Origin of the sequence: Staphylococcus carnosus (assembly GCF_900458435.1) — a bacterium.
Lineage (GTDB): Bacteria > Bacillota > Bacilli > Staphylococcales > Staphylococcaceae > Staphylococcus > Staphylococcus carnosus.
Genome location: NZ_UHCT01000001.1, coordinates 794,629 through 813,340, shown reverse-complemented (window position 1 = coordinate 813,340; position 18,712 = coordinate 794,629). Strand labels below are relative to the sequence as shown.

The window sequence follows — 18,712 nt, the reverse complement described above, 5'->3', positions numbered from 1 at the left end:
CACTTTAAGTTTGCCGTTAGAATAATTCTAATCCGGCAAACTTTTTGTTTCCTTTTTATTTTATTCTCTATTATTATTGTCTTAACAAAGTGGTAAAGTCTTATAGAAAGGAAAGGATGTTGAATGGATTTACTTATAGCTTTACTTCCTGCACTGTTTTGGGGAAGCGTTGTACTTATTAATGTACTTGTCGGAGGCGGTCCCTACAACCAAATTCGCGGTACTACATTAGGTGCATTAATCGTAGGTGTAATATTACTTTTAACAGGGCACGCCTCTTTTGAACCGAAAGTTATCATTGTCGGTTTAATCTCTGGTGCGTTCTGGGCACTTGGACAAGGTTATCAATTGCGTTCAGTACAATTAATCGGTGTTTCTAAAACAATGCCGATTTCTACGGGTATGCAATTGGTAGGTACTACATTATTTAGTGCAATTTTCTTAGGTGAATGGAGTACAATGATGCAAGTTATTTTAGGACTTGTCTCAATGGTATTACTTGTAGCCGGAATTGCATTAACTTCATTAAAAGGCAAAGAAGATACAGCAGAATCTAAATCAGCACTTGGTAAAGCAATGCCTATATTGTTAATTTCAACTGTGGGTTATGTTGTTTATGTAGTAATTGCTCAAATCTTTAGTGTGAATGGTTTAGATGCATTATTCTTCCAATCAATCGGTATGGCAATTGGTGGTTTTATACTATCTGCCAATCATCAAACTTCCAAAAAATATACTCTTAAAAATATTATTCCAGGTGTTGTTTGGGCGATTGGTAACTTGTTCTTATTCTTCTCACAACCTAAAGTCGGTGTAGCAACAAGTTTCTCATTCTCACAATTACTTGTAATTGTTTCTACACTTGGCGGTATCTTTATCTTGAAAGAGAAAAAAGACAAACGTCAGATGGTAGGTATATGGGCAGGAATTGTATTAATTATAGTAGCAGCATTTATTCTCGGCGGATTAAAAGCATAATTTAAGAATTGTTCGAACAGATATATAAAGGGAGGCATTTCTATGTTTACAGATTTAGAAAATAAAGTTGTTGTTGTTACAGGCGGTGCAAGCGGTATCGGACGTGCAATGTGCGAAGCTTTTGGCCAAGCGAAAGCTAAAGTGGTTATTAACTATCGCTCTGAACGCCATAAAGAAGATTTGGAAGAAATGAAGGCACTGATTTCTGAAGCTGGCGGTGAATCAATCGCAGTACAAGGTGATGTGTCAAAAGAAGAAGATATCATCCATTTAGTAGAAGAAGCAGTTAAAACATTCGGTACTTTAGACATTATGATAAATAATGCCGGATATGAAAATCCTGTTCCTTCTGAAGAAATGACAGTCGAAGAATTCAGCAAAGCTATCGATATCAACTTGACAGGTGCTTTTGTAGGTTCTCGTGAAGCTGTAAAATACTTCCGTAAAGAAGATAAACCAGGTGTGATTATCAATACAGCAAGTGTGCACGATACAATCCCATGGCCGAATTACGTTAACTACGCAGCCAGCAAAGGCGGCTTGAAGTTAATGATGGAAACAATGTCTATGGAATATGCGCAATTTGGTATTCGTATCAATAATATTTCTCCAGGCGCTATTGTAACAAAACATACTGAGAAAAAATTCTCTGATCCTAAAACACGTGCTGAGACATTAGAAATGATTCCTGCTCGCGAACTTGGTAAATCAGAAGATGTTTCCAATGTTGCACTATTCCTTGCATCTGATTTAGCTAACTATGTACACGGTACAACGATTTATGTTGATGGTGGTATGACAAACTATCCTGCATTCATGGGTGGTAAAGGTTAAGATTAATTCATATCGCAAATAAAAGGAGCAAACATGATTGCGTTTAAAATCATGTTTGCTCTTTTTTATTTTAATATACGTTTTTTAAAAAGATTTGTGTATTAAACAAAGAACATTTGATAGAGATAAAGTATTACGATACTAATCAATATTGTCATATTCGTGGTCATTCCAATAATCGGCATTGTGCGGTATTTGAATTGCAGTGAATATGGAATTACAGCAACACCGATAGGAAGCAGCCAAATTACCATCAATGTAGTTTTAATCATTTGATCCGATACAGGCAAGAAGAAATACACAAGTAAACCTGCAATAATACCGAAACCATAGTGAATCAATAGATACTTGAAAGCAATCGGCAGATATTTTCGTTCAATACGGAAGTTAAGCATCAAACCTAAAAGTATCATTGACAACGGCATGTTAGCTTTTGATAATACATCAAAGAAATTAATCGCTGCGCCAGGTATATGGATGTTACTCATATTTAATCCGAACATGATTAAATAAGTCATCAAAGGAACAGATCTTAAAAGATTAACTAATAAAAATTTCACATTAAAAGTATTGTCCCCACTGCTGAAATATCCCGCAACAAAGTATGTGATACCAAACATTACAATCGCCCCGCCGATATCAGCCATACCAAAATATACCATCCCTACTTTCGGCCAAATAGCTTGTACGAGCGGATAAGCGAATAGTCCAATATTCAACGAAGCCATCATCATCCCGATAGTACCGCGCATTTCATTGTCATATTTCAAAAAGAAACTGATTGCAATGATTTTCGCAACTATTCCGTAAATGACCATCATAATAGGCAGAATAGATAAAGAAATATCTAAATCTGCTTTATTTAAATTGACGATGACCAACGCAGGCAGCGTGACATTTAATACAAGTGTTGCAAGTACTTGACTGTCATCTTCTTTTAGAAGCTTTACTCTTTTTAAAAAATATCCTAATGCAATCAGTAATACAATTATTACGAATTTGCCTGTCATAGTCATCCTTCTTTCTATCGCTAGATGCTAGAATAATCCCTTGTTTCTCATCGATTACATCTTTTACTTTCCATGCTATACTATTATTATTGATAATAAAAATCAATAAGGTGGTGTTACTATTGGACTTACAAAGCCAATTACAAGAATTAAAACAAGATTACGTACGCTTGCAAGATGATTTGGAAAAACGTGAGTCGACTGGCCAAGAGGTAGACCCTCTTGTTAAGCAGCTCGAACAAATCGAAAATTCTATTGCACTTGTGCGTGCTCAAATAGATCAACAATCTTAATTTAACGTGCCCTATGGCGCCTTTAGTTGGATTCTGTTTAGAATTTTGAAAGGAAGAACTTAAGATGCAACTATATTTAATACTATTACCCGTTTTATATCTATTTGTGAGTTATATCAGCATATTCAAAATGAATACTATCTATGCTAGCATTTTAAGAATGATAATGGGTGTTTTGCTGATTTTAGTAGTTGCGATGTCTAATTTATCTGCACCGCTTGTTTCTTGGTGGGAATTTGCAGTCATCGTTATGCTTGTCGGCAACGTAGAAATTACAGCATTTAAACATTCAAAAGGCGACAAAAAAGGTGTATCCATTCTCAACATGATGACACTTTTAATATTTGTAATCAGTGTTATTTTAACACTTGTCGTTTATTAATAATAAAGCATCGGCTTGCGTAGCCGATGCTTTTGTTTGTTATATTAACTTTCCTTTTTTATACACTTCTTTTTCTTTTTGTAAGGCAGTGATATCCTCTAATGGATTGTCTTCTATTACAACGAAATCAGCTAGTTTATTCTCTTCAATTAAACCTGCTATATCATCAATTTTTAATAATTCAGCTGCATTTACAGTTGCTGATTGAAGTGCTTGAAGTGGTGTAGCACCCGCGCGAACCATTAATTCTAATTCAAATGAAGAGTTTTTATCAAAATTATTCATCGCTGTTCCAGAATCGGTTCCCATTGCAAGTTTCACACCTGCCACAGCCGCTTTGCCAATACTTTCCAAATGTGCCTTTTCAATTGCGATTGATTTTTCCACCATGAAGTCTGGCAAAATTTCTGTATTTTGATTAATAGCCCATGGTGCTGCTAATGTAGGGACAATATACGTATCATTTTCAATAAACATTTGTACTGTTTCGTCATCTAAAAATACTGCATGTTCTACAGAATCTACACCTGCTCTAATTGCATTTTGAATAGATTCTGTTCCTTGAGCATGGGAACAAGCAGTTCTTCCTTTACGATGTGCTTCAGTTACTGCTGCTCTTAACTCTTCTTCATCCAACTGAACATCGTGTGGTGTTTCTCCGCTGAATGAGACACCACCAGAAGCCATTAGTTTGATATTGTCTGCCCCTTTTTTCAAAAGTTTTCTTGCATATTTTCTAACTTCATCTTTTCCATCAACCTCATAGCTTCCTTCACTGAAATGTCCACCTGTCATAGTCAACGGACTGCCAGAGGCAATTATTCCTGGTGCAACTAGCTCACCAACTTTTTCTAACTTAGATAATTCGATATCAATATCAAAGATAGATCCAACATCTCTGATATATGTAACACCATCTTTTAATAAATCATTTAAATTTTTAAGTGCTAGGTATGTTGATTTAACTGCTGTATTATCAGATGATCCTAACTGATTTATTTTCCCTGTATGGTCAGCCACAATATGTGTATGTGCATTAATCAAACCTGGTACAACATACTTGTTCTTCAAGTTTATTTTTTCATCGAAATTTTTGTTTGTACTTATAATTTTTCCACTTTCTGTACCTACACCGAATTGTGAATCAGGTACAAATTTTTCCCCATCAAATAATGTTGCATTTTCAAATAAAATATTAACCATTTTTATCCCCTTTCTTTATCTACAATAATTTAATAAATATGGTAGTGATAATTATAGAAGCTACTGATACAGTTGCAAACCCGCCTACTAACATTTTAGGTAACATATTATCCAGCAAATAATTACGCTCTTGTTCATTACTAGTAAGATTTGAAACTACTTCATTTGTAACAATATAATCTGCCGGAAAGCCGAATAACGCTGTTAAAGAAGTCGCAAATGCCATCGGTCTACTCATTTTAAATGGTTTTGCAAGTATTGCTGATGTGATATACATGCCAATTATTCCAAGAATTATCAATACAATAATTTGAATTAAAATACCACTTAAAACTTTAGGAGTTGTCGAACTCAATTGAGAAAATACATAGGCTAACAAACCATACATCAACCAATTGAATACTTTGGCTTTTACTAATATCTGTTTTTCTAAAAATCCTAATTGATGAAAAATTACGCCTAATATCAAAGCAATAACATTAGAATTTATAACATCTTTCGTTAATTTAGCTATCAATACTGCAAGCAAAGCTACTGCTCCAGTTTTCGCTAATAAGAAAGCAGCCGTTTGATATTTTTCATTAATAATTGGTTTTCTTTCCTTATTTTGCTCAACTGCTTTTAAACTATCATCAGTCTTATTTTGTTCATCCTTTTTAATATCTGGTTGCTTCAGCAGTCTTTCTCCTTCTTTCTTCAACATGAATGAAGTTAAAGGGTAACCTATTACGCTATGAGTAATAAACATGGCTACAGGTATTGCAACTAGTGTCGTCAATCCTGCAGTTTTTAAACCATCACTCATTAATGCTACCGATACGATACCACCTGTTAACGAAGGTACTGCAGCAACAACTGTATGCCAATCAAATATAAAAGTACCTATTGATAAAGTAAGTATCATTGTCCCCAAAGTACCAGCCAGCGCAACTACAACTGCTTTCCATTGAGATAGCAGTTGTTTTAAATCCATCATAGTACCTAAGTGGACTAAAAGCAAAGGTACGCAGACAGCAGCAAAATTCGGTCCAAAATTCGCTTTTGTCACAATATCTTTAGGCAGTATTGTCCAAAATCCGATAACAAATAATACTGCTGTCACAAATACGGAAGGTATGTAAGCTTTCGATAAACTTGAAATCCATTCTCCTAAAAATAAAAAGATCATTACAATTAAAAAGTATAATAATAGTTCCATCTGATACCCCCAATCACTATAAAGAATACATCACATTATAGAACTAAGTTTTACTTATGTGAAGTTATTTTTTATAATTTTCTAAATATTAAGAATAGATGTGTAATATTTTAGTGCTTTTTCTCTGTAAGTGTATTTTTATTAACCCAGAAATTAAACTTTATTTTGTATTGAATAAAAAAAGCGCATCCTACAATTTCTTACATTGCGGATACGCTTTACTAATTTTATTTTCTATTAAACAAATGTGCGAGTTTATTTTTTAAAGTAAATAAGATTTCATAGATAACTGGAACAACAATTAAAGTTAATAATGTTGATGAAATCAATCCACCAATTACAGTTGCTGCCAATCCTTTAGAAATCAAGATTGAGCTATCTTGACCGAATAATAGAGGTATTAATGCCCCGATTGTTGCTAGAGCTGTCATCAAGATTGGTCTTATTCTCGTGCCGCCTGCTTCAATCAACGCTTCTTTCATTTCCATACCCTCTCGTTCATTGTTAATGACCCTATCTACTAATACTATGGCATTGGTCACAACAATACCTATTAACATCAGTAATCCAATCATACTAGGAACTGAAAGTGTTTCTCCTGTAATTACTAATGCTAATACGACACCAATTACTGTATATGGTAAGGAGAATAAAATGGTAAATGGTGCAAGGCCACCTTTGAATGTTAATACTAATACAAGATAAACGATAATTACTGCAGCACCCATTGCCATAGACAATTGAGTCAATGCTTTTTGAATATCATCTGTTGCACCGCCTGAATTAATTTTCACATTATCAGGCTTATGGATTTTATTCACTTTAGACATCACTTTTTGTGAAATACCACCGACATCCTTATCGCTAATTGTACCAGTAACTGTAGTTGTATAATCACCGTCTTCTTTAATCAACTTACTTGGCGTTTTAGTTTCTTTCAACGTCGCAATATCTTTAAGTTTAACTTTTCCAGTTGGTGATGGAATTTCTAAGTTGTTTAATTTTTCTTTTGTCCAATTCGTTTGTTTTTCTTTTTCTACTTTAACATCGACTTTATGCCCTTTTTCGTTAATTGTTGTGATTGTATCTTCTGGAATGTTTTGGTTAAGACCCATCGCGAGTTGTCCTGCTGATAATCCTTTTTCCGTTGCTTTGTTTTGATCAACATCTACACTGTATTGTTGATAAACTTCCGACAAGTCAGATTTTACATTCACAAGTCCTTTTGTATCTTTCATATCACTTTGAATTTTCTTCACAGTACCTTTAATCGCATCTGCAGATGGACCAGATACTTTAACTTCGAGTGAATTATTACCTGCACCTGTACCCATATCTAAGTTTTTCCATTCACCCTCTTGTTTGAAGGTTGCTATATGTTTTAATACTTTATCAGGCTCTTCTTCGAAGTTTGGTGTGTTTTTATCATATTCAATCATAACCGCCATACTATTAGTACTGCCGGTTGGATCCATAGGTGAAGCGCCGCCCAATGAATATTGTACTTTCTTCACTTTATCTTTACTGTTTAAGTATTTTTGAACTTGTTCGGCATTTTTTAGAACAGATTCTTTTGTTTCTCCAGGTTTAGGATTATACGTTAATGCCATATACTTATCTTCGCCTGTAGAAATATAACTTGTTCCAATTTTTGCAGCACCGAGTGCAATACTGCCGATTAGAATCAATGTCGTCAAAATCAAGACAATCCATTTATGATTCAACGACCATTTCAATACCTTTTTATAACCTCGACCCACTGCACCAAGTGATCTCTTTCTTTTTTCATTAATACCATTTTTGAAAAATGTTGAAGAAAGTGCAGGTACAATTGTGATAGAGACCAATAATGATGCAAGCAAACTGAAAGTAATAGCAAGCGCAAATGGTCTAAACATCTCCCCTACTGAACCTGCCACAAATACGAGTGGTAAGAAAACGATAATTGTCACTAAAGTAGAAGACATGATTGGTTTAAATACTTCTGCTGTGGCGCTAATTACTAATTGATTACCTTTTAACGGCTCATTTTTATCTGACATTCGTCGGTAAATATTTTCAATGACTACAATTGAATCATCGATGACACGTCCGATTGCCACAGTTAAAGCACCTAACGTTAAGATATTCAAAGAAACATCTGACAATTTCAATGCAATCATCGCAATCAATAATGACATCGGAATTGAAACCACTGAAATTGCTGTAGTACGTATATTACGTAAGAATAATAGGATAATAATAATTGCTACAATAGTCCCTAAGATTGCTTTTTCTAACATTGTATAGATTGAATCTTGGATAGGTTTTGCTGTATCCATGATTTTTGTATACGTCATACCCTTGTTTTCTTTAATAAACTGTCTAATTTTTTGATCAGTATCTTTTTTAACTTGTACAGTGTTCGCATCTTGTGCTTTTATAATTTGAACATCAATCGCATCTTTACCATTCGTTCTAGAAATTGATTCACGTTCATCTCCCACATTCACATCAGCGATATCTTTTAATTTAACAATTTCACCGCTGCTTGAACCTTGTGATTGATTACTTTGACTCATAGCACTCATGCTGCTTGAACTTGGACCATTTTGACGTGTTTCACTTCCGCTTCCAGATTGTCCTTCGTCTCCTTTAGCTGCATCCACAGGAATTTCAAAGTTTTTCAATGCATCGACAGAAGTAAATTCTCCATCAATGACAATAGATTTTTCTTTCTTGCCGAATTGGAATAAACCAAGCGGTGTTTTACCAGAAGCACCTTTAATATAATCTTCTACACCACTTGCACTCATACCGCGTTCTTGTAATTTTCGTTGGCTGAATTTAATAACTGCTTGGCGTTCTGTCTGCCCGTTCAACTGAACATTTTGTACACCATCAATTGTTTCAAGTTTAGGAACAAGTTGTGTTTCGATGTCTTTCGTTGCTTTCTTTAAATCGTCATGCTTTGTTGAAAATGAATACGCCACAACTGGAAATGCATTCATACTATTACGCGTAAGTTCTGGTTCTTGTGCATTCTCATCTAGTTTAAGTTTATCTATCTCTTTTTTCAGATCTTCTTCTGCTTTATCCATATCAGTTCCATCATCATAACTGACTTGGACCATTGAAACATTTTCAAGCGATTGTGATTTCACAGTATGTACATGAGCCATCCTGCGAACTTGATTATCAATTTTATCACTGATCTCATCCTGGACAGTTTCTGGTGTTGCACCAGGCATAACTGTATTAACTGAAATCATTGGTTCCTCTACATCCGGCAGCATTTCAAGACGCATCTTCATACTAGAATAGACGCCGCCTAAAATGACTAAGACGACCATCAAAAAGATGGCGAACTTATTGCCAAGTGAAAATTTCAACAAGCGGTTAATCATTTATTTTCCTCCCACACTCATACTACTTAGCTTTAATTTTACATGAAAAATAATAAGTTGTATCTAATTTCATATAGAAAATTAAATTAAACATTAAAAATAACTGCCATCATTAAATAGATGACAGTTTAACCATTCAGAACCTCTTAGTATTATTATTTACCTTTAATTTTACGAGAAGCTTTTATTTTTGCTTTTGTAAGACGAGGTTTGACTTGTTCGATGATATAATAAAGCGGTTTATTTAAGACATAATCAAATTCACCGACTTTTTCACTGAGATATGTGCCCCAAGTTTTTTTGAAAGCCCATAATCCATAGTGTTCAGAATCTTTATCCGGATCATTATCAGTTCCACCGAAATCATAAGTGGTAGCACCTTTTTCTCTTGCATAACGCATCATTTCAAATTGCATATGATGGTTAGGCAAGAAATCACGATAGTCATTAGATGATGCACCGTAAAGATAATAAGCTTTTTTACCGCAGAACATTAAGAGCGCGCCTGATAAATAAATACCATCTGGATGCTTACTGCGTAATTCTTCCATTTGTGCAATTAATTTTTGGTTACGTGCAATTTTAGCTTCTGCATCTTTAATTTTGTTTAAAGTTTTCTTATCTTGCTTTTTCTGTTTTAATTTTTCAATTTCAGCTTCTACTTCTTTGTTTTCACCTGTAATTTCTTTTAACACAGGTTCTGGTTCTAGTTTTACTAAAAATAGCTCAGCATCTCCATCAGGATGTAAAGCATCATATACATTTTGGAAATAACTGATATCACGTGTTAAGAAACCATCACGTTCTCCAGTAATACGCATTAAATTCGCAAAGATATCCAACTGTTCTCGACCAGCACGTTCTACTTTAGTGCCGCGTTTTAATGCTAAACGTACTTTAGAACGGTTACGGCGTTCAAAACTTTTAATTAATTCTTCATCTGTTTGATCAATCGGAGTAATCATTGTCATACGTGGTTGAATATAATCTTTAGAGAGACCTTCTTTAAAGCCTTTATGCACAAATCCTAATTGTCTTAAGTTACTTAAAGTATCCCCTGCTTTGTCCACTTCAACATCTGGATCAATTTTAATAGCATACGCACGTTCTTGTTGTGCAACTTGTTTTGTATATTTAAGGAGTGCCTCCAAGACTGGTTTGTCATTGTAGTCTGCTACAAATCCTCTTGATACATAGCATAGGGTATATGGTAATTTAGGAACTTTTTTAAATAAAAGCTGAGCCACTCCTTTAATTTCTCCATTTTCACCTACAGCTACTCTTTTTGAATACCATCCAGTTAATTTTTTGGTTTCTGCCCATTGTGTTAATTGGAGCAAATCACCGTTTGGATGGGATTTGACAAATGCATCATGTTCTTGGTTAGTGATATTCATCTTTTCCATACTATCCGCTCTCCTTTATTTTCCTTACAGTAATTCTTATTATACAATGAAAGTAAGTAACTTTCATTTCGTAATCTCACGAAATCAAAACAAAACTACAAATGATTTAGAGGTGAGAAGAATGAGAAATATATTTTTAATCGTCATGATTATTTTAAATATCATCGCAATCTGTATCACATTAAGTGTACAGCCAGGTGTTTCTTATCTGAGTTTACGTGTTATTTTTGTAGGCTTTTCTACAATTATTTCATTTTATCTAATGCTGCTCCGCAAAACCAGAACTGACTTACTACTTTCAATTGGTTTATTTGTAGTAGCCCTTATACATGTTTCTGTTATTGCTAGTGAAGTGTATCACTATATTTATTAAGGCACAAAATGATATTCTGCACCACGTGTTGTTATATTGTAAGGTGCATCTGTTTCCTTATCTTGAATCACAATATCATACCCATTTTTACGGGCTTTACGGATTCTAAATTCAATTTCTTCATTTGGTAATGATAAAATTGAAACATCTTCATCAGATGCTTTTACTTCCATATCAAACCAATCGCGCCATTGATTCACAACTTGGTCTTTATCAGTTGTTTGAACTTCAATGGCTTTTATTTCAAACTCAGGTTGAAACTTACTTTTCAATGCTTCTTCTCTTTCTTCTTCTGATTTCGACCATTGAATAAAGAATGGCGGTTTCAAATCAGCATGAGGCTGATTTAAATAAAGCAGCTGCCAAGAAGTTTGTTCGCCTCTTTTATTTTCACGACCCATTTGAATAGGACCTACTGTATCTATACCTTTTTCTTCAAGCTCTGTTTTTAGTTTTTCAATATTATCCGTTCGTAAGGCAAATGCTTTAAAGCCTTGTTTAAAATTATCTTGCACAATTTTTGAGACGAATGATACTCGACCTTCATTGGTTTTAATCACTTTTTTTAATTTTTCCTCATCACTTACACCTATGATTTCAATATATGCTAAATCAGTATAAGCGAGTTTGTTGTGGGTAGCGTAGCGGTTATGCAAACCGCCAGGAACAACTTTAAGTACTTCTCCTGGGTACTGGAATTCATCTATATGTTTAATGTAATGAATGATGTGATCAAATTTTAAATTCTGCATTTCTGTCACCCCTCTAGTTTTCTCCATCTTATCAAATTATATTTCAGATTGCTTTTGCAATGGTTTTTAAGTTATTTTTTCTAACCCTCTTGATTTATGTTCTGAATCACTCTACAATAGATAAAGTAAATTAGTTAGCAAAGCTAACCATTTGTATAGAAGAAGTAAAAAACAATTCCCTGCAAATCTTGTTTACTTCGTTTTCTATAAGGGGTTGAAACACTTTTGTCCCAACCCCTTGCTATCTTGTTAAAGGAGTGATTACCTTTGGATGTTAATCAATTGTTTAATAGCTTTACGGAACTTTATCGACCTTATATCAAACGTATTCAACCTATTTTAGATAAGTATGATCTACACACTGCCCAGTTCCTAGTTTTAAAAGATATTTATTTGCATGAACAAACAACACTTGTTCAGATTTCAAAACGACGTTCTATTGAAAAGCCTTCTGCACGTAAACTTTTAAAAGTCTTAATTGAGCAAGAATTACTTATTATTACACAAGGTGAAGATAAAAGAGAAAAATTAATTTCTCTGTCTGATAAAGGTTTCCGTGTCTATCAAGAAGCTATGGATGATATCACAGCCTTTCAAGAAAGTGTTATTGACCAAGCAGCACTTAACGAAAAAGAAATAAATGCTGCGGTTCAAACTTTTGAGAAGTTAAAAAATATTTTATAAGGAGGCATATTGCGTGGAACAGACAGAAACACATCGCGCACCCATTTGGACTAAGAGTTTTAATATGAATTTCTTAGTCAATTTCTTTGTATATCTTTGTATGTACTTATTAATCGTGGTCATTGCTGGCTACAGTAAAACAGAATTCCATGCCTCAGACAGTTTAGCAGGCTTGGTAACAGGTTTATTCATTGTAGGTTCTTTAATCGGTCGTTTTATCACAGGAAAATATGTGAATGCGATTGGTCCGAAGAAAACCTTATTAATCGGCATTATATTTTTAATTATTACGCAACTACTTTACTTTATTGAAGGATCACTCGGTTTTTTAATGTTTACGCGTTTAATTAACGGTATAGCTACTGCAGTTGCTACAACAGCAACCGGAACAATTGCCGCTTATATCACACCGCCAGAACGTAAAAGTGAAGGTATCAGCATGTTCTCACTTAGTTTAGTACTCGGAACTGCTATTGGACCTTTCTTCGGCTTATTGTTATCAAGTCATTATTCTATTGATATCTTATTCGGACTTTGTCTTGTTTTTGGTGTTGTTTCATTGATTCTTTCATTTTTCATCAACATTGAATTCAAAACAACTCCAATTGCTATAACTGAAGGTAAAAAAGGCTTCAGTCTCAACCAATTTATCGCTTTAGACGCAGTACCAATTGCTATTGTTATTTTAATTACTGGTTTAACTTATTCATCCATTTTGACATTCTTGAAATTCTTTGCAGAAGAACGTGATTTAGTAACTGTTTCAAGTTATTTCTTTATTTTCTATGCAATTACTTCACTTGTCACTCGCCCTGTTACTGGACGTTTAATGGATAATAAAAATGAGAACGTAGTAGTTTACCCTGCATATGTTTTCTTATTTGCTACCTTTGTGATGTTATATTTCGCACATTCTGGTTGGTTACTACTACTAGCAGGTGCCGCGTTAGGAATTGGTTATGGTAACTTATCTTCATTAATGCAAGCAATTGCGATCAAAGTCACAACTCCAGAGAAATATGGTCTTGCGACTTCAACTTACTTCATTGGTATTGATATTGGTATTGGTTTCGGACCATCTTTATTAGGTGCATTCACTTCATCAATTACTTATGGTCAATTATATGGTGCGATGGCAATCCTAACAGTTATTACTGCTATCGTATACTTCCTGTTACATGGACGAAAAGTTAAAAGTTTAGCTGGTTAATATTTATGATTATAAAAAAGTGTCTGAAACGCTCAAGCGTTTCAGACACTTTTTCTATACTATCCAACCTTGAAATTATGTTCATCACCTCCTTTTACTTTGTATTTTTATTCTAAAAAAATACAAAAAAGTAAAAGATAAGTCACGACTGTCATGTATTGAATATGACATTTGTCATGAAAATATGTAATGTACTTCTTTTAAATTATGTCCTGTTTAGTAGGCTTTAATATCACCAAACATTAAAGTTTATATTTACTTTAACATTACCAAACAAAAAAATTATTATTAAAAACCAAGATATGCAAATTAGAAGCGTTTTTTTTAACCTTATTTTGTACTTTATAGTAAATGAAAAACAATAGATTTAATATGACATACGTTATATAATTTAATAGTAAACAATACAAAGAATGCTCACTTATCAACAAAGAACAACACTAGGAGGAGTAGCAATGTCAGAAGCCATAAATCAATTAATTACTACAGAATGCCAACTCAGTCAAATCAAACATTGGTTAAAAGCAACCCATCAAATGAACATGGAAGAATTTATCATATTATATAAAATTCATTCCGTTGAAAAAATGAGCGGTAAAGAATTAAGAGATACTTTACATTATGAAATGAAATGGAATACAAGTAAGATAGATGTTCTTATCCGTAAGCTTTATAAAAAAGGATTGATAGCCAAACAACGTTCAGAAACTGATGAACGACAAGTCTTTTATTTACTAGATGAAGGAACAGCATGACTTAATGTCATCAATTGTTAAAGAAATTGATTTTAATACAGCGGCATAAAAAAGACCCGAATCTCATTCCTATTTAGAAAAGAGATTCGGGTCTTCGTATCTTTAACCGCCAATATAGTTCATATTAATTTTTTTACGTTTTCGAATTGCGACAGTTTGTTCTGTACGTTCATCTGAATAACGATCATCTCGAATATTCCATAATTCTTCGAACTTCGCTTGAAGTTCATCATCTGAAACACCTGAACGCATAAATTCTTTAACATTAAAACCATCAACGGTACTGAACAAGCAGCCATAAAACTTACCGTCAGATGATAGTCTCGCTCTTGTACAAGTAGAGCAGAATGATTGTGACACACTTGTAATCAATCCAAATTGTGCGCCATTATCTTTATGGCGGTAATATTTCGCAACTTCCCCATAATATTTAGGTTCTACCGCTTCAATATCAAATTCTTCTTGAATCATTGAAAGCATTTCATCTTTCGATACAACTTTACTAAAATCCCAACCGTTATCATTACCAACATCCATGAATTCAATAAATCTGACTTGAATATTCTTATCCTTGAAATATTGAACCATAGGAATAATTTGGTCATCGTTCACACCTTTTTGAACAACAACATTGATTTTCACTTTAAAACCAATAGAAACAGCATAATCAATTTGTTCTAAAATTGTATCTGCTTTGATATTACGGTTGTTAATAGATTGGAACAGTTCATTATCAATAGCATCTAGACTGACATTAATACGTCTTAAACCTGCATCATATAATTTCTGTCCATGTTTTTTCAGTAATAAACCATTGGTTGTTAAACCAATATCTTCTACACCTTCAATCTCATTCAAGGCTGCAATTAATTTATATAAATCTCTGCGCATTAATGGTTCTCCGCCTGTAATACGGATTTTTTTCACACCTAAGTGTGTATATACGCGAGCAATTCGTTCCATTTCGCTGAAACTCAGTAATTCATCTTTGGGTAAAAAGACAAAATCGTCACCGAATATTTCTTTCGGCATGCAATAATCACATCGGAAATTGCAACGGTCTGTCACAGATAATCTTAAATCACGAATTGGACGTCCAAGTTTATCCGTTATCTGTTTTACCATCTTTTGACCCCCTTCTATCTATATTAATCGCTTAACACATCTCGTTAAACGTTGATTATTATTTCTTTATGCTCTCTAAATCTTGGGGATAATTAATATTCTTATACCATTCTGTATCATCGTCTACACTACTTACATCTATCCAATCAGATGCGGTTTGTTGATAAACATGACGCATACTATAGTCATCTGACTCTAAAGCACGTGCAATAATCGGCAAACAATTAGGGCTGTAAAAGGCAATTGTCGGAATAGGATGGTTACCTTCTTTAAAACCAGCAATGTCTAATTGATCTTCAATCACATGTTCTACCATGAATTGATACAATTGGCTGATTGCTTTAGCGGTAATAAGCGGCGTATCCACAGAAATCACAAAAAATAATTCTGATTCAAAATCTTGTTTCATAACAGAATAAATCCCAGATAAAGGTCCTTTATTTTTGTGTTCTGAATCGTCCACAATAACACGTGCACCTTTAAATTCAGATGCAAGTGTTTCGTTTGAACTTATAATAATTTCATTGAACATATTCATGCTATCTAATACAGTAATTATTTGTTCATAGAACATTTTCCCATCTATTTCTGCAAATGCTTTAGGCGCCCCAAAACGTTCTGATTGCCCTCCTGCTAATATAATGGCTTTCACTTCATTAACCTCCACTTACTGGTGGAATCAAAGCAACAACATCTGATTGGTTGATTTTTTCGTGAGGTTGTACAAATTCTTCGTTTAAAGCAATTTGAAATTTCTTTCCATCTATCTCTGGATATTTTTCAAATAAATATTGTTTAAATGCTTCCACAGTCATTTCATCATCAATCTGAAATTGATCAGTATCTTTTTGCAAAATCTCTTTGATTTCAGCAAAATAAAGGACTTTCATTAATTTTGCCCCCTTTCAACTGCATCATCGTGGTAGCCGCGTTGATGGCCAATCCACTCAGCTCCATCTTCCCAAATTTCTTTTTTCCAAATGGGAACAACTTCTTTAATACGATCTATTGCATACTCATTAGCAGCGTATGCATCTTTTCTATGCGGAGAAGATACCGCAATCAACACAGCTATATCTGAAATTTTTAATGGCCCGATTCGATGTACAATACTTACAATTGTACCTGGCCACTGTTCATTAATTTCATCACCGATTTGTGCGAGTTTCTTCTCAGCCATTGGAATATAAGCTTCATATTCTAAATGTTCAGTGCGTATCCCTTTAGTCCATTCTCGGACATGTCCTGTAAATACAACCACTGCTCCTTGGTGCGGATTAAGTGTAAAGTCTCGATACTGTTCTGTTTGTATCGGTTCTGTTACAATCTCAAACTGTTTCATTCTGACTCATCCTTTTTTATATCAATCCACGATTCAAGCCAATTTTTAAAAGGCTCTAAATCACTTAATTTTTGAAACGGCAACTTATATTGTACATGACTGAGCGCTGATAAAGAAGATAATTCTTCAGGATTTTTATAAATGACAACTTTATCATAGTCGGCATTTTTAAACCCTTCAGCTAAAATGATGTCATATTCAATTGTAACAGCTGAATCAATAATTTGGGATAAAGACGCTTCAGACGTGCGGGTTATCGTTTCTCTGAGTTCGTGTCCTTGTACGATACTTTGATCTGCTCCCGCTTCAAAATGTTTCATATGGTCAACAGTGTTCTCCTGCAATGTAATATCCTCTGCACCATGACCATGATGTTTGATTGTGACTACACGATAACCTTTATTTTTTAAAAACTTAACCGTTTCAGCTAACAATGTAGTTTTGCCTGAATCTTTATATCCCACGATTTGCAAAATCATAGTAAAAGTTCCTCTTCAAATACATCTGTTTCTGTTAAGATAACATCTACTGTATTACCAGCATGGAATCCTCTTGTACCACTTGGCAGCATCACCATTGCATTACTATGTGCAATTGCTACAACGGCACCTGATTTATTAAATCCTGAAGGTACAACTGTTGCTTCCATTCCATTTAAAGTAGCTTTTGATCTAATAAAACGTGTGAATGGATTGGCTTTTTTGAAATCTTCCATTAAAGTTGCTTTCACAACTTGAGGGAATTTTTCATTAGCACCCATCATATTCAATACGCCTGTTTTAACAAATAATTGGAAACCTGTATAACAAGCTGATGGATTTCCGGATAAACCGAATAAATATTTACCATGTGCAACCGCTACAGTTGTAACACTGCCTGGTCTCATCTGTACTTTATTAAATAATACTTCAGCATCTAAAGCTTTATAGATTTCAGGCAGATAATCAAAATCACCTACTGAAACGCCGCCTGTAGTAATGACCATGTCATGTGTTTCCATCGCTTGTTTTACAACGGCAATACTACTTTCTAAGTCATCTTCTTGAATTTTATAAACTTCTCCATCTAAACCAAATTGATTTAATAACCCTTCAATCATAGGTCCGTTAGAATTACGAATTTTACCTGGTTCTAATTCATCACCGACATCTAATAATTCACTGCCTGTTGCGATAATTGCAGCAGATGGTAATTTACGAACTGGAACTTCTGTGTAGCCGAATGTTGCAAGCACTGCAATACCGCCGGCATTAATACGTTGTCCTTTTTTCAATACAACATCGCCCACTTCTGTTTCTTCGCCTTTTAATGAAACATTTTCATTGTGAGAGAATGTTTTACGAATCGTAAATGTATGGTCGCCTTCTTTTGTTTGTTCTAGCATAACCACAGCATCTGCACCTGCTGGAACTTCTGCACCTGTCATGATTCGAACAGCTTGATTAGGACCTACAGTTTTATCTGAAACTGAACCTGCACCGATGTGATCAATCACTTCGAATTCAATACGGTTATCACCGCTTGCACCTACTGTATCTTCACTTCTCAAAGCAAAACCATCATAAGGTGATTTATTAAATCTAGGAATTTCATATGTTGCTACAATATCTTCTGCAAGTACGTACCCTAAACTTTTATTTAATGGTACATTTTGTACTTCAGTTTCAATATCTTGTTCTACAACACGTTTGATAGCTTCTCTAACAGGAATTGGATTTCTTTTTTCAACTGGCATAATTTATCTGCTCCTAACATTCAATTTATTTCGTGCTATAATAATT

At 34.2% G+C, this 18,712-nt stretch carries 20 protein-coding genes; 8 read left to right on the top strand and 12 right to left on the bottom strand.

The features are described from left to right. The first annotated feature begins 123 nt into the window (after nucleotides 1-123). On the top strand, nucleotides 124-978 hold the full coding sequence (locus tag DYE31_RS03610; RefSeq protein WP_015900984.1) for a GRP family sugar transporter: 855 nt from the start codon (nucleotides 124-126) through the stop codon (nucleotides 976-978). Nucleotides 979-1,020: 42 nt separating this feature from the next. After that, the gene (locus DYE31_RS03605) at nucleotides 1,021-1,812 is read left to right on the top strand and encodes a glucose 1-dehydrogenase (protein WP_015900985.1); all 792 of its coding nucleotides are present in this window, start codon (nucleotides 1,021-1,023) and stop codon (nucleotides 1,810-1,812) included. A 101-nt stretch (nucleotides 1,813-1,913) separates the two neighbouring features. Here DYE31_RS03605 and DYE31_RS03600 read toward each other — a convergent pair whose 3' ends face one another. After that, nucleotides 1,914-2,822 carry an AEC family transporter gene (locus DYE31_RS03600; RefSeq protein WP_015900986.1) on the bottom strand — a complete coding sequence of 303 codons (909 nt, stop codon included), beginning with the start codon at nucleotides 2,820-2,822 and terminating at the stop codon, nucleotides 1,914-1,916. Nucleotides 2,823-2,944: 122 nt separating this feature from the next. Here DYE31_RS03600 and DYE31_RS12730 point away from each other — a divergent pair, with 122 nt between their 5' ends. Both DYE31_RS12730 and mspA read left to right on the top strand, forming a co-directional pair. Further along, nucleotides 2,945-3,115, top strand: coding sequence for an SE1832 family protein (locus DYE31_RS12730; RefSeq protein ID WP_015900987.1), 171 nt, complete (start codon nucleotides 2,945-2,947; stop codon nucleotides 3,113-3,115). A 64-nt stretch (nucleotides 3,116-3,179) separates the two neighbouring features. Then, entirely contained in the window at nucleotides 3,180-3,497 is a 318-nt protein-coding gene (gene mspA, locus DYE31_RS03595; protein WP_015900988.1) for a membrane stabilizing protein MspA, read from the top strand. Between the two features lie 39 nt (nucleotides 3,498-3,536). Here the strand turns inward: mspA and DYE31_RS03590 are convergent, their stop codons facing one another. From DYE31_RS03590 to DYE31_RS03575, 4 genes are all read right to left on the bottom strand, one after another. Beyond that, entirely contained in the window at nucleotides 3,537-4,700 is a 1,164-nt protein-coding gene (locus DYE31_RS03590; RefSeq protein ID WP_015900989.1) for a metal-dependent hydrolase family protein, read from the bottom strand. 19 nt (nucleotides 4,701-4,719) lie between these two features. Then, nucleotides 4,720-5,898: a hypothetical protein gene (locus DYE31_RS03585; RefSeq protein ID WP_015900990.1), complete on the bottom strand. Its 1,179-nt coding sequence runs from the start codon at nucleotides 5,896-5,898 to the stop codon at nucleotides 4,720-4,722. A gap of 227 nt (nucleotides 5,899-6,125) precedes the next feature. Then, nucleotides 6,126-9,284, bottom strand: a complete 3,159-nt coding sequence (locus tag DYE31_RS03580; protein WP_015900991.1) for an efflux RND transporter permease subunit — start codon at nucleotides 9,282-9,284, stop codon at nucleotides 6,126-6,128. 155 nt (nucleotides 9,285-9,439) lie between these two features. Next, nucleotides 9,440-10,690: a lipid II:glycine glycyltransferase FemX gene (locus DYE31_RS03575; RefSeq protein WP_015900992.1), complete on the bottom strand. Its 1,251-nt coding sequence runs from the start codon at nucleotides 10,688-10,690 to the stop codon at nucleotides 9,440-9,442. A 121-nt stretch (nucleotides 10,691-10,811) separates the two neighbouring features. On the opposite strand from DYE31_RS03575, the gene DYE31_RS03570 reads away from it, so the two are divergent. Continuing rightward, nucleotides 10,812-11,063, top strand: a complete 252-nt coding sequence (locus DYE31_RS03570) for a hypothetical protein (RefSeq protein ID WP_041613011.1) — start codon at nucleotides 10,812-10,814, stop codon at nucleotides 11,061-11,063. Here the strand turns inward: DYE31_RS03570 and DYE31_RS03565 are convergent. After that, nucleotides 11,060-11,815, bottom strand: coding sequence for a VOC family protein (locus DYE31_RS03565; protein ID WP_015900994.1), 756 nt, complete (start codon nucleotides 11,813-11,815; stop codon nucleotides 11,060-11,062). The genes DYE31_RS03570 and DYE31_RS03565 overlap by 4 nt on opposite strands. Nucleotides 11,816-12,082: 267 nt before the next feature. Here DYE31_RS03565 and DYE31_RS03560 point away from each other — a divergent pair, with 267 nt between their 5' ends. From DYE31_RS03560 to DYE31_RS03550, 3 genes are all read left to right on the top strand, one after another. After that, nucleotides 12,083-12,499: a MarR family winged helix-turn-helix transcriptional regulator gene (locus DYE31_RS03560; protein ID WP_015900995.1), complete on the top strand. Its 417-nt coding sequence runs from the start codon at nucleotides 12,083-12,085 to the stop codon at nucleotides 12,497-12,499. Nucleotides 12,500-12,563: 64 nt separating this feature from the next. Further along, nucleotides 12,564-13,709 carry an MFS transporter gene (locus DYE31_RS03555; RefSeq protein ID WP_046100076.1) on the top strand — a complete coding sequence of 382 codons (1,146 nt, stop codon included), beginning with the start codon at nucleotides 12,564-12,566 and terminating at the stop codon, nucleotides 13,707-13,709. A 455-nt stretch (nucleotides 13,710-14,164) separates the two neighbouring features. Then, nucleotides 14,165-14,464: a transcriptional regulator, SarA/Rot family gene (locus tag DYE31_RS03550; RefSeq protein WP_041613012.1), complete on the top strand. Its 300-nt coding sequence runs from the start codon at nucleotides 14,165-14,167 to the stop codon at nucleotides 14,462-14,464. Between the two features lie 102 nt (nucleotides 14,465-14,566). Here DYE31_RS03550 and moaA read toward each other — a convergent pair whose 3' ends face one another. Genes moaA through DYE31_RS03520 form a run of 6 tightly spaced genes read right to left on the bottom strand, consistent with a single transcriptional unit; the run spans nucleotide 14,567 to nucleotide 18,666 of the window. Beyond that, complete coding sequence (gene moaA, locus DYE31_RS03545; RefSeq protein ID WP_015900998.1) at nucleotides 14,567-15,589, bottom strand: GTP 3',8-cyclase MoaA; 1,023 nt, start codon at nucleotides 15,587-15,589, stop codon at nucleotides 14,567-14,569. Nucleotides 15,590-15,647: 58 nt separating this feature from the next. Then, nucleotides 15,648-16,241 carry a molybdenum cofactor guanylyltransferase MobA gene (gene mobA / locus DYE31_RS03540; RefSeq protein ID WP_015900999.1) on the bottom strand — a complete coding sequence of 198 codons (594 nt, stop codon included), beginning with the start codon at nucleotides 16,239-16,241 and terminating at the stop codon, nucleotides 15,648-15,650. 4 nt (nucleotides 16,242-16,245) lie between these two features. Then, nucleotides 16,246-16,479 carry a molybdopterin converting factor subunit 1 gene (gene moaD, locus DYE31_RS03535; RefSeq protein ID WP_015901000.1) on the bottom strand — a complete coding sequence of 78 codons (234 nt, stop codon included), beginning with the start codon at nucleotides 16,477-16,479 and terminating at the stop codon, nucleotides 16,246-16,248. Continuing rightward, nucleotides 16,479-16,931, bottom strand: coding sequence for a molybdenum cofactor biosynthesis protein MoaE (locus DYE31_RS03530; protein ID WP_053464333.1), 453 nt, complete (start codon nucleotides 16,929-16,931; stop codon nucleotides 16,479-16,481). Before DYE31_RS03530 ends, moaD begins: the two co-directional genes overlap by 1 nt. Beyond that, nucleotides 16,928-17,410, bottom strand: coding sequence for a molybdopterin-guanine dinucleotide biosynthesis protein B (mobB, locus tag DYE31_RS03525; RefSeq protein WP_015901002.1), 483 nt, complete (start codon nucleotides 17,408-17,410; stop codon nucleotides 16,928-16,930). The genes DYE31_RS03530 and mobB overlap by 4 nt, the downstream gene beginning before the upstream one ends. Beyond that, nucleotides 17,407-18,666: a molybdopterin molybdotransferase MoeA gene (locus tag DYE31_RS03520; RefSeq protein WP_053464334.1), complete on the bottom strand. Its 1,260-nt coding sequence runs from the start codon at nucleotides 18,664-18,666 to the stop codon at nucleotides 17,407-17,409. The genes mobB and DYE31_RS03520 overlap by 4 nt, the downstream gene beginning before the upstream one ends. Between the last annotated feature and the right edge of the window lie 46 nt (nucleotides 18,667-18,712).

Bases quoted from the DNA above. Each gene is read 5' to 3' on its own strand.
- DYE31_RS03555 (WP_046100076.1), top strand. From the start codon at position 12,564: ATGAATTTCTTAGTCAATTTCTTTGTATATCTTTGTATGTACTTATTA.
- DYE31_RS03605 (WP_015900985.1), top strand. From the start codon at position 1,021: ATGTTTACAGATTTAGAAAATAAAGTTGTTGTTGTTACAGGCGGTGCA.
- DYE31_RS03565 (WP_015900994.1), bottom strand. From the start codon at position 11,815: ATGCAGAATTTAAAATTTGATCACATCATTCATTACATTAAACATATA.
- mobB (WP_015901002.1), bottom strand. From the start codon at position 17,410: ATGATTTTGCAAATCGTGGGATATAAAGATTCAGGCAAAACTACATTG.
- moaA (WP_015900998.1), bottom strand. From the start codon at position 15,589: ATGGTAAAACAGATAACGGATAAACTTGGACGTCCAATTCGTGATTTA.
- DYE31_RS03610 (WP_015900984.1), top strand. From the start codon at position 124: ATGGATTTACTTATAGCTTTACTTCCTGCACTGTTTTGGGGAAGCGTT.
- DYE31_RS03585 (WP_015900990.1), bottom strand. From the start codon at position 5,898: ATGGAACTATTATTATACTTTTTAATTGTAATGATCTTTTTATTTTTA.
- DYE31_RS03570 (WP_041613011.1), top strand. From the start codon at position 10,812: ATGAGAAATATATTTTTAATCGTCATGATTATTTTAAATATCATCGCA.
- DYE31_RS03580 (WP_015900991.1), bottom strand. From the start codon at position 9,284: ATGATTAACCGCTTGTTGAAATTTTCACTTGGCAATAAGTTCGCCATC.
- DYE31_RS03600 (WP_015900986.1), bottom strand. From the start codon at position 2,822: ATGACAGGCAAATTCGTAATAATTGTATTACTGATTGCATTAGGATAT.
- DYE31_RS03520 (WP_053464334.1), bottom strand. From the start codon at position 18,666: ATGCCAGTTGAAAAAAGAAATCCAATTCCTGTTAGAGAAGCTATCAAA.
- moaD (WP_015901000.1), bottom strand. From the start codon at position 16,479: ATGAAAGTCCTTTATTTTGCTGAAATCAAAGAGATTTTGCAAAAAGAT.
- mspA (WP_015900988.1), top strand. From the start codon at position 3,180: ATGCAACTATATTTAATACTATTACCCGTTTTATATCTATTTGTGAGT.
- DYE31_RS03550 (WP_041613012.1), top strand. From the start codon at position 14,165: ATGTCAGAAGCCATAAATCAATTAATTACTACAGAATGCCAACTCAGT.
- DYE31_RS03590 (WP_015900989.1), bottom strand. From the start codon at position 4,700: ATGGTTAATATTTTATTTGAAAATGCAACATTATTTGATGGGGAAAAA.
- DYE31_RS03530 (WP_053464333.1), bottom strand. From the start codon at position 16,931: ATGAAACAGTTTGAGATTGTAACAGAACCGATACAAACAGAACAGTAT.
- DYE31_RS03575 (WP_015900992.1), bottom strand. From the start codon at position 10,690: ATGGAAAAGATGAATATCACTAACCAAGAACATGATGCATTTGTCAAA.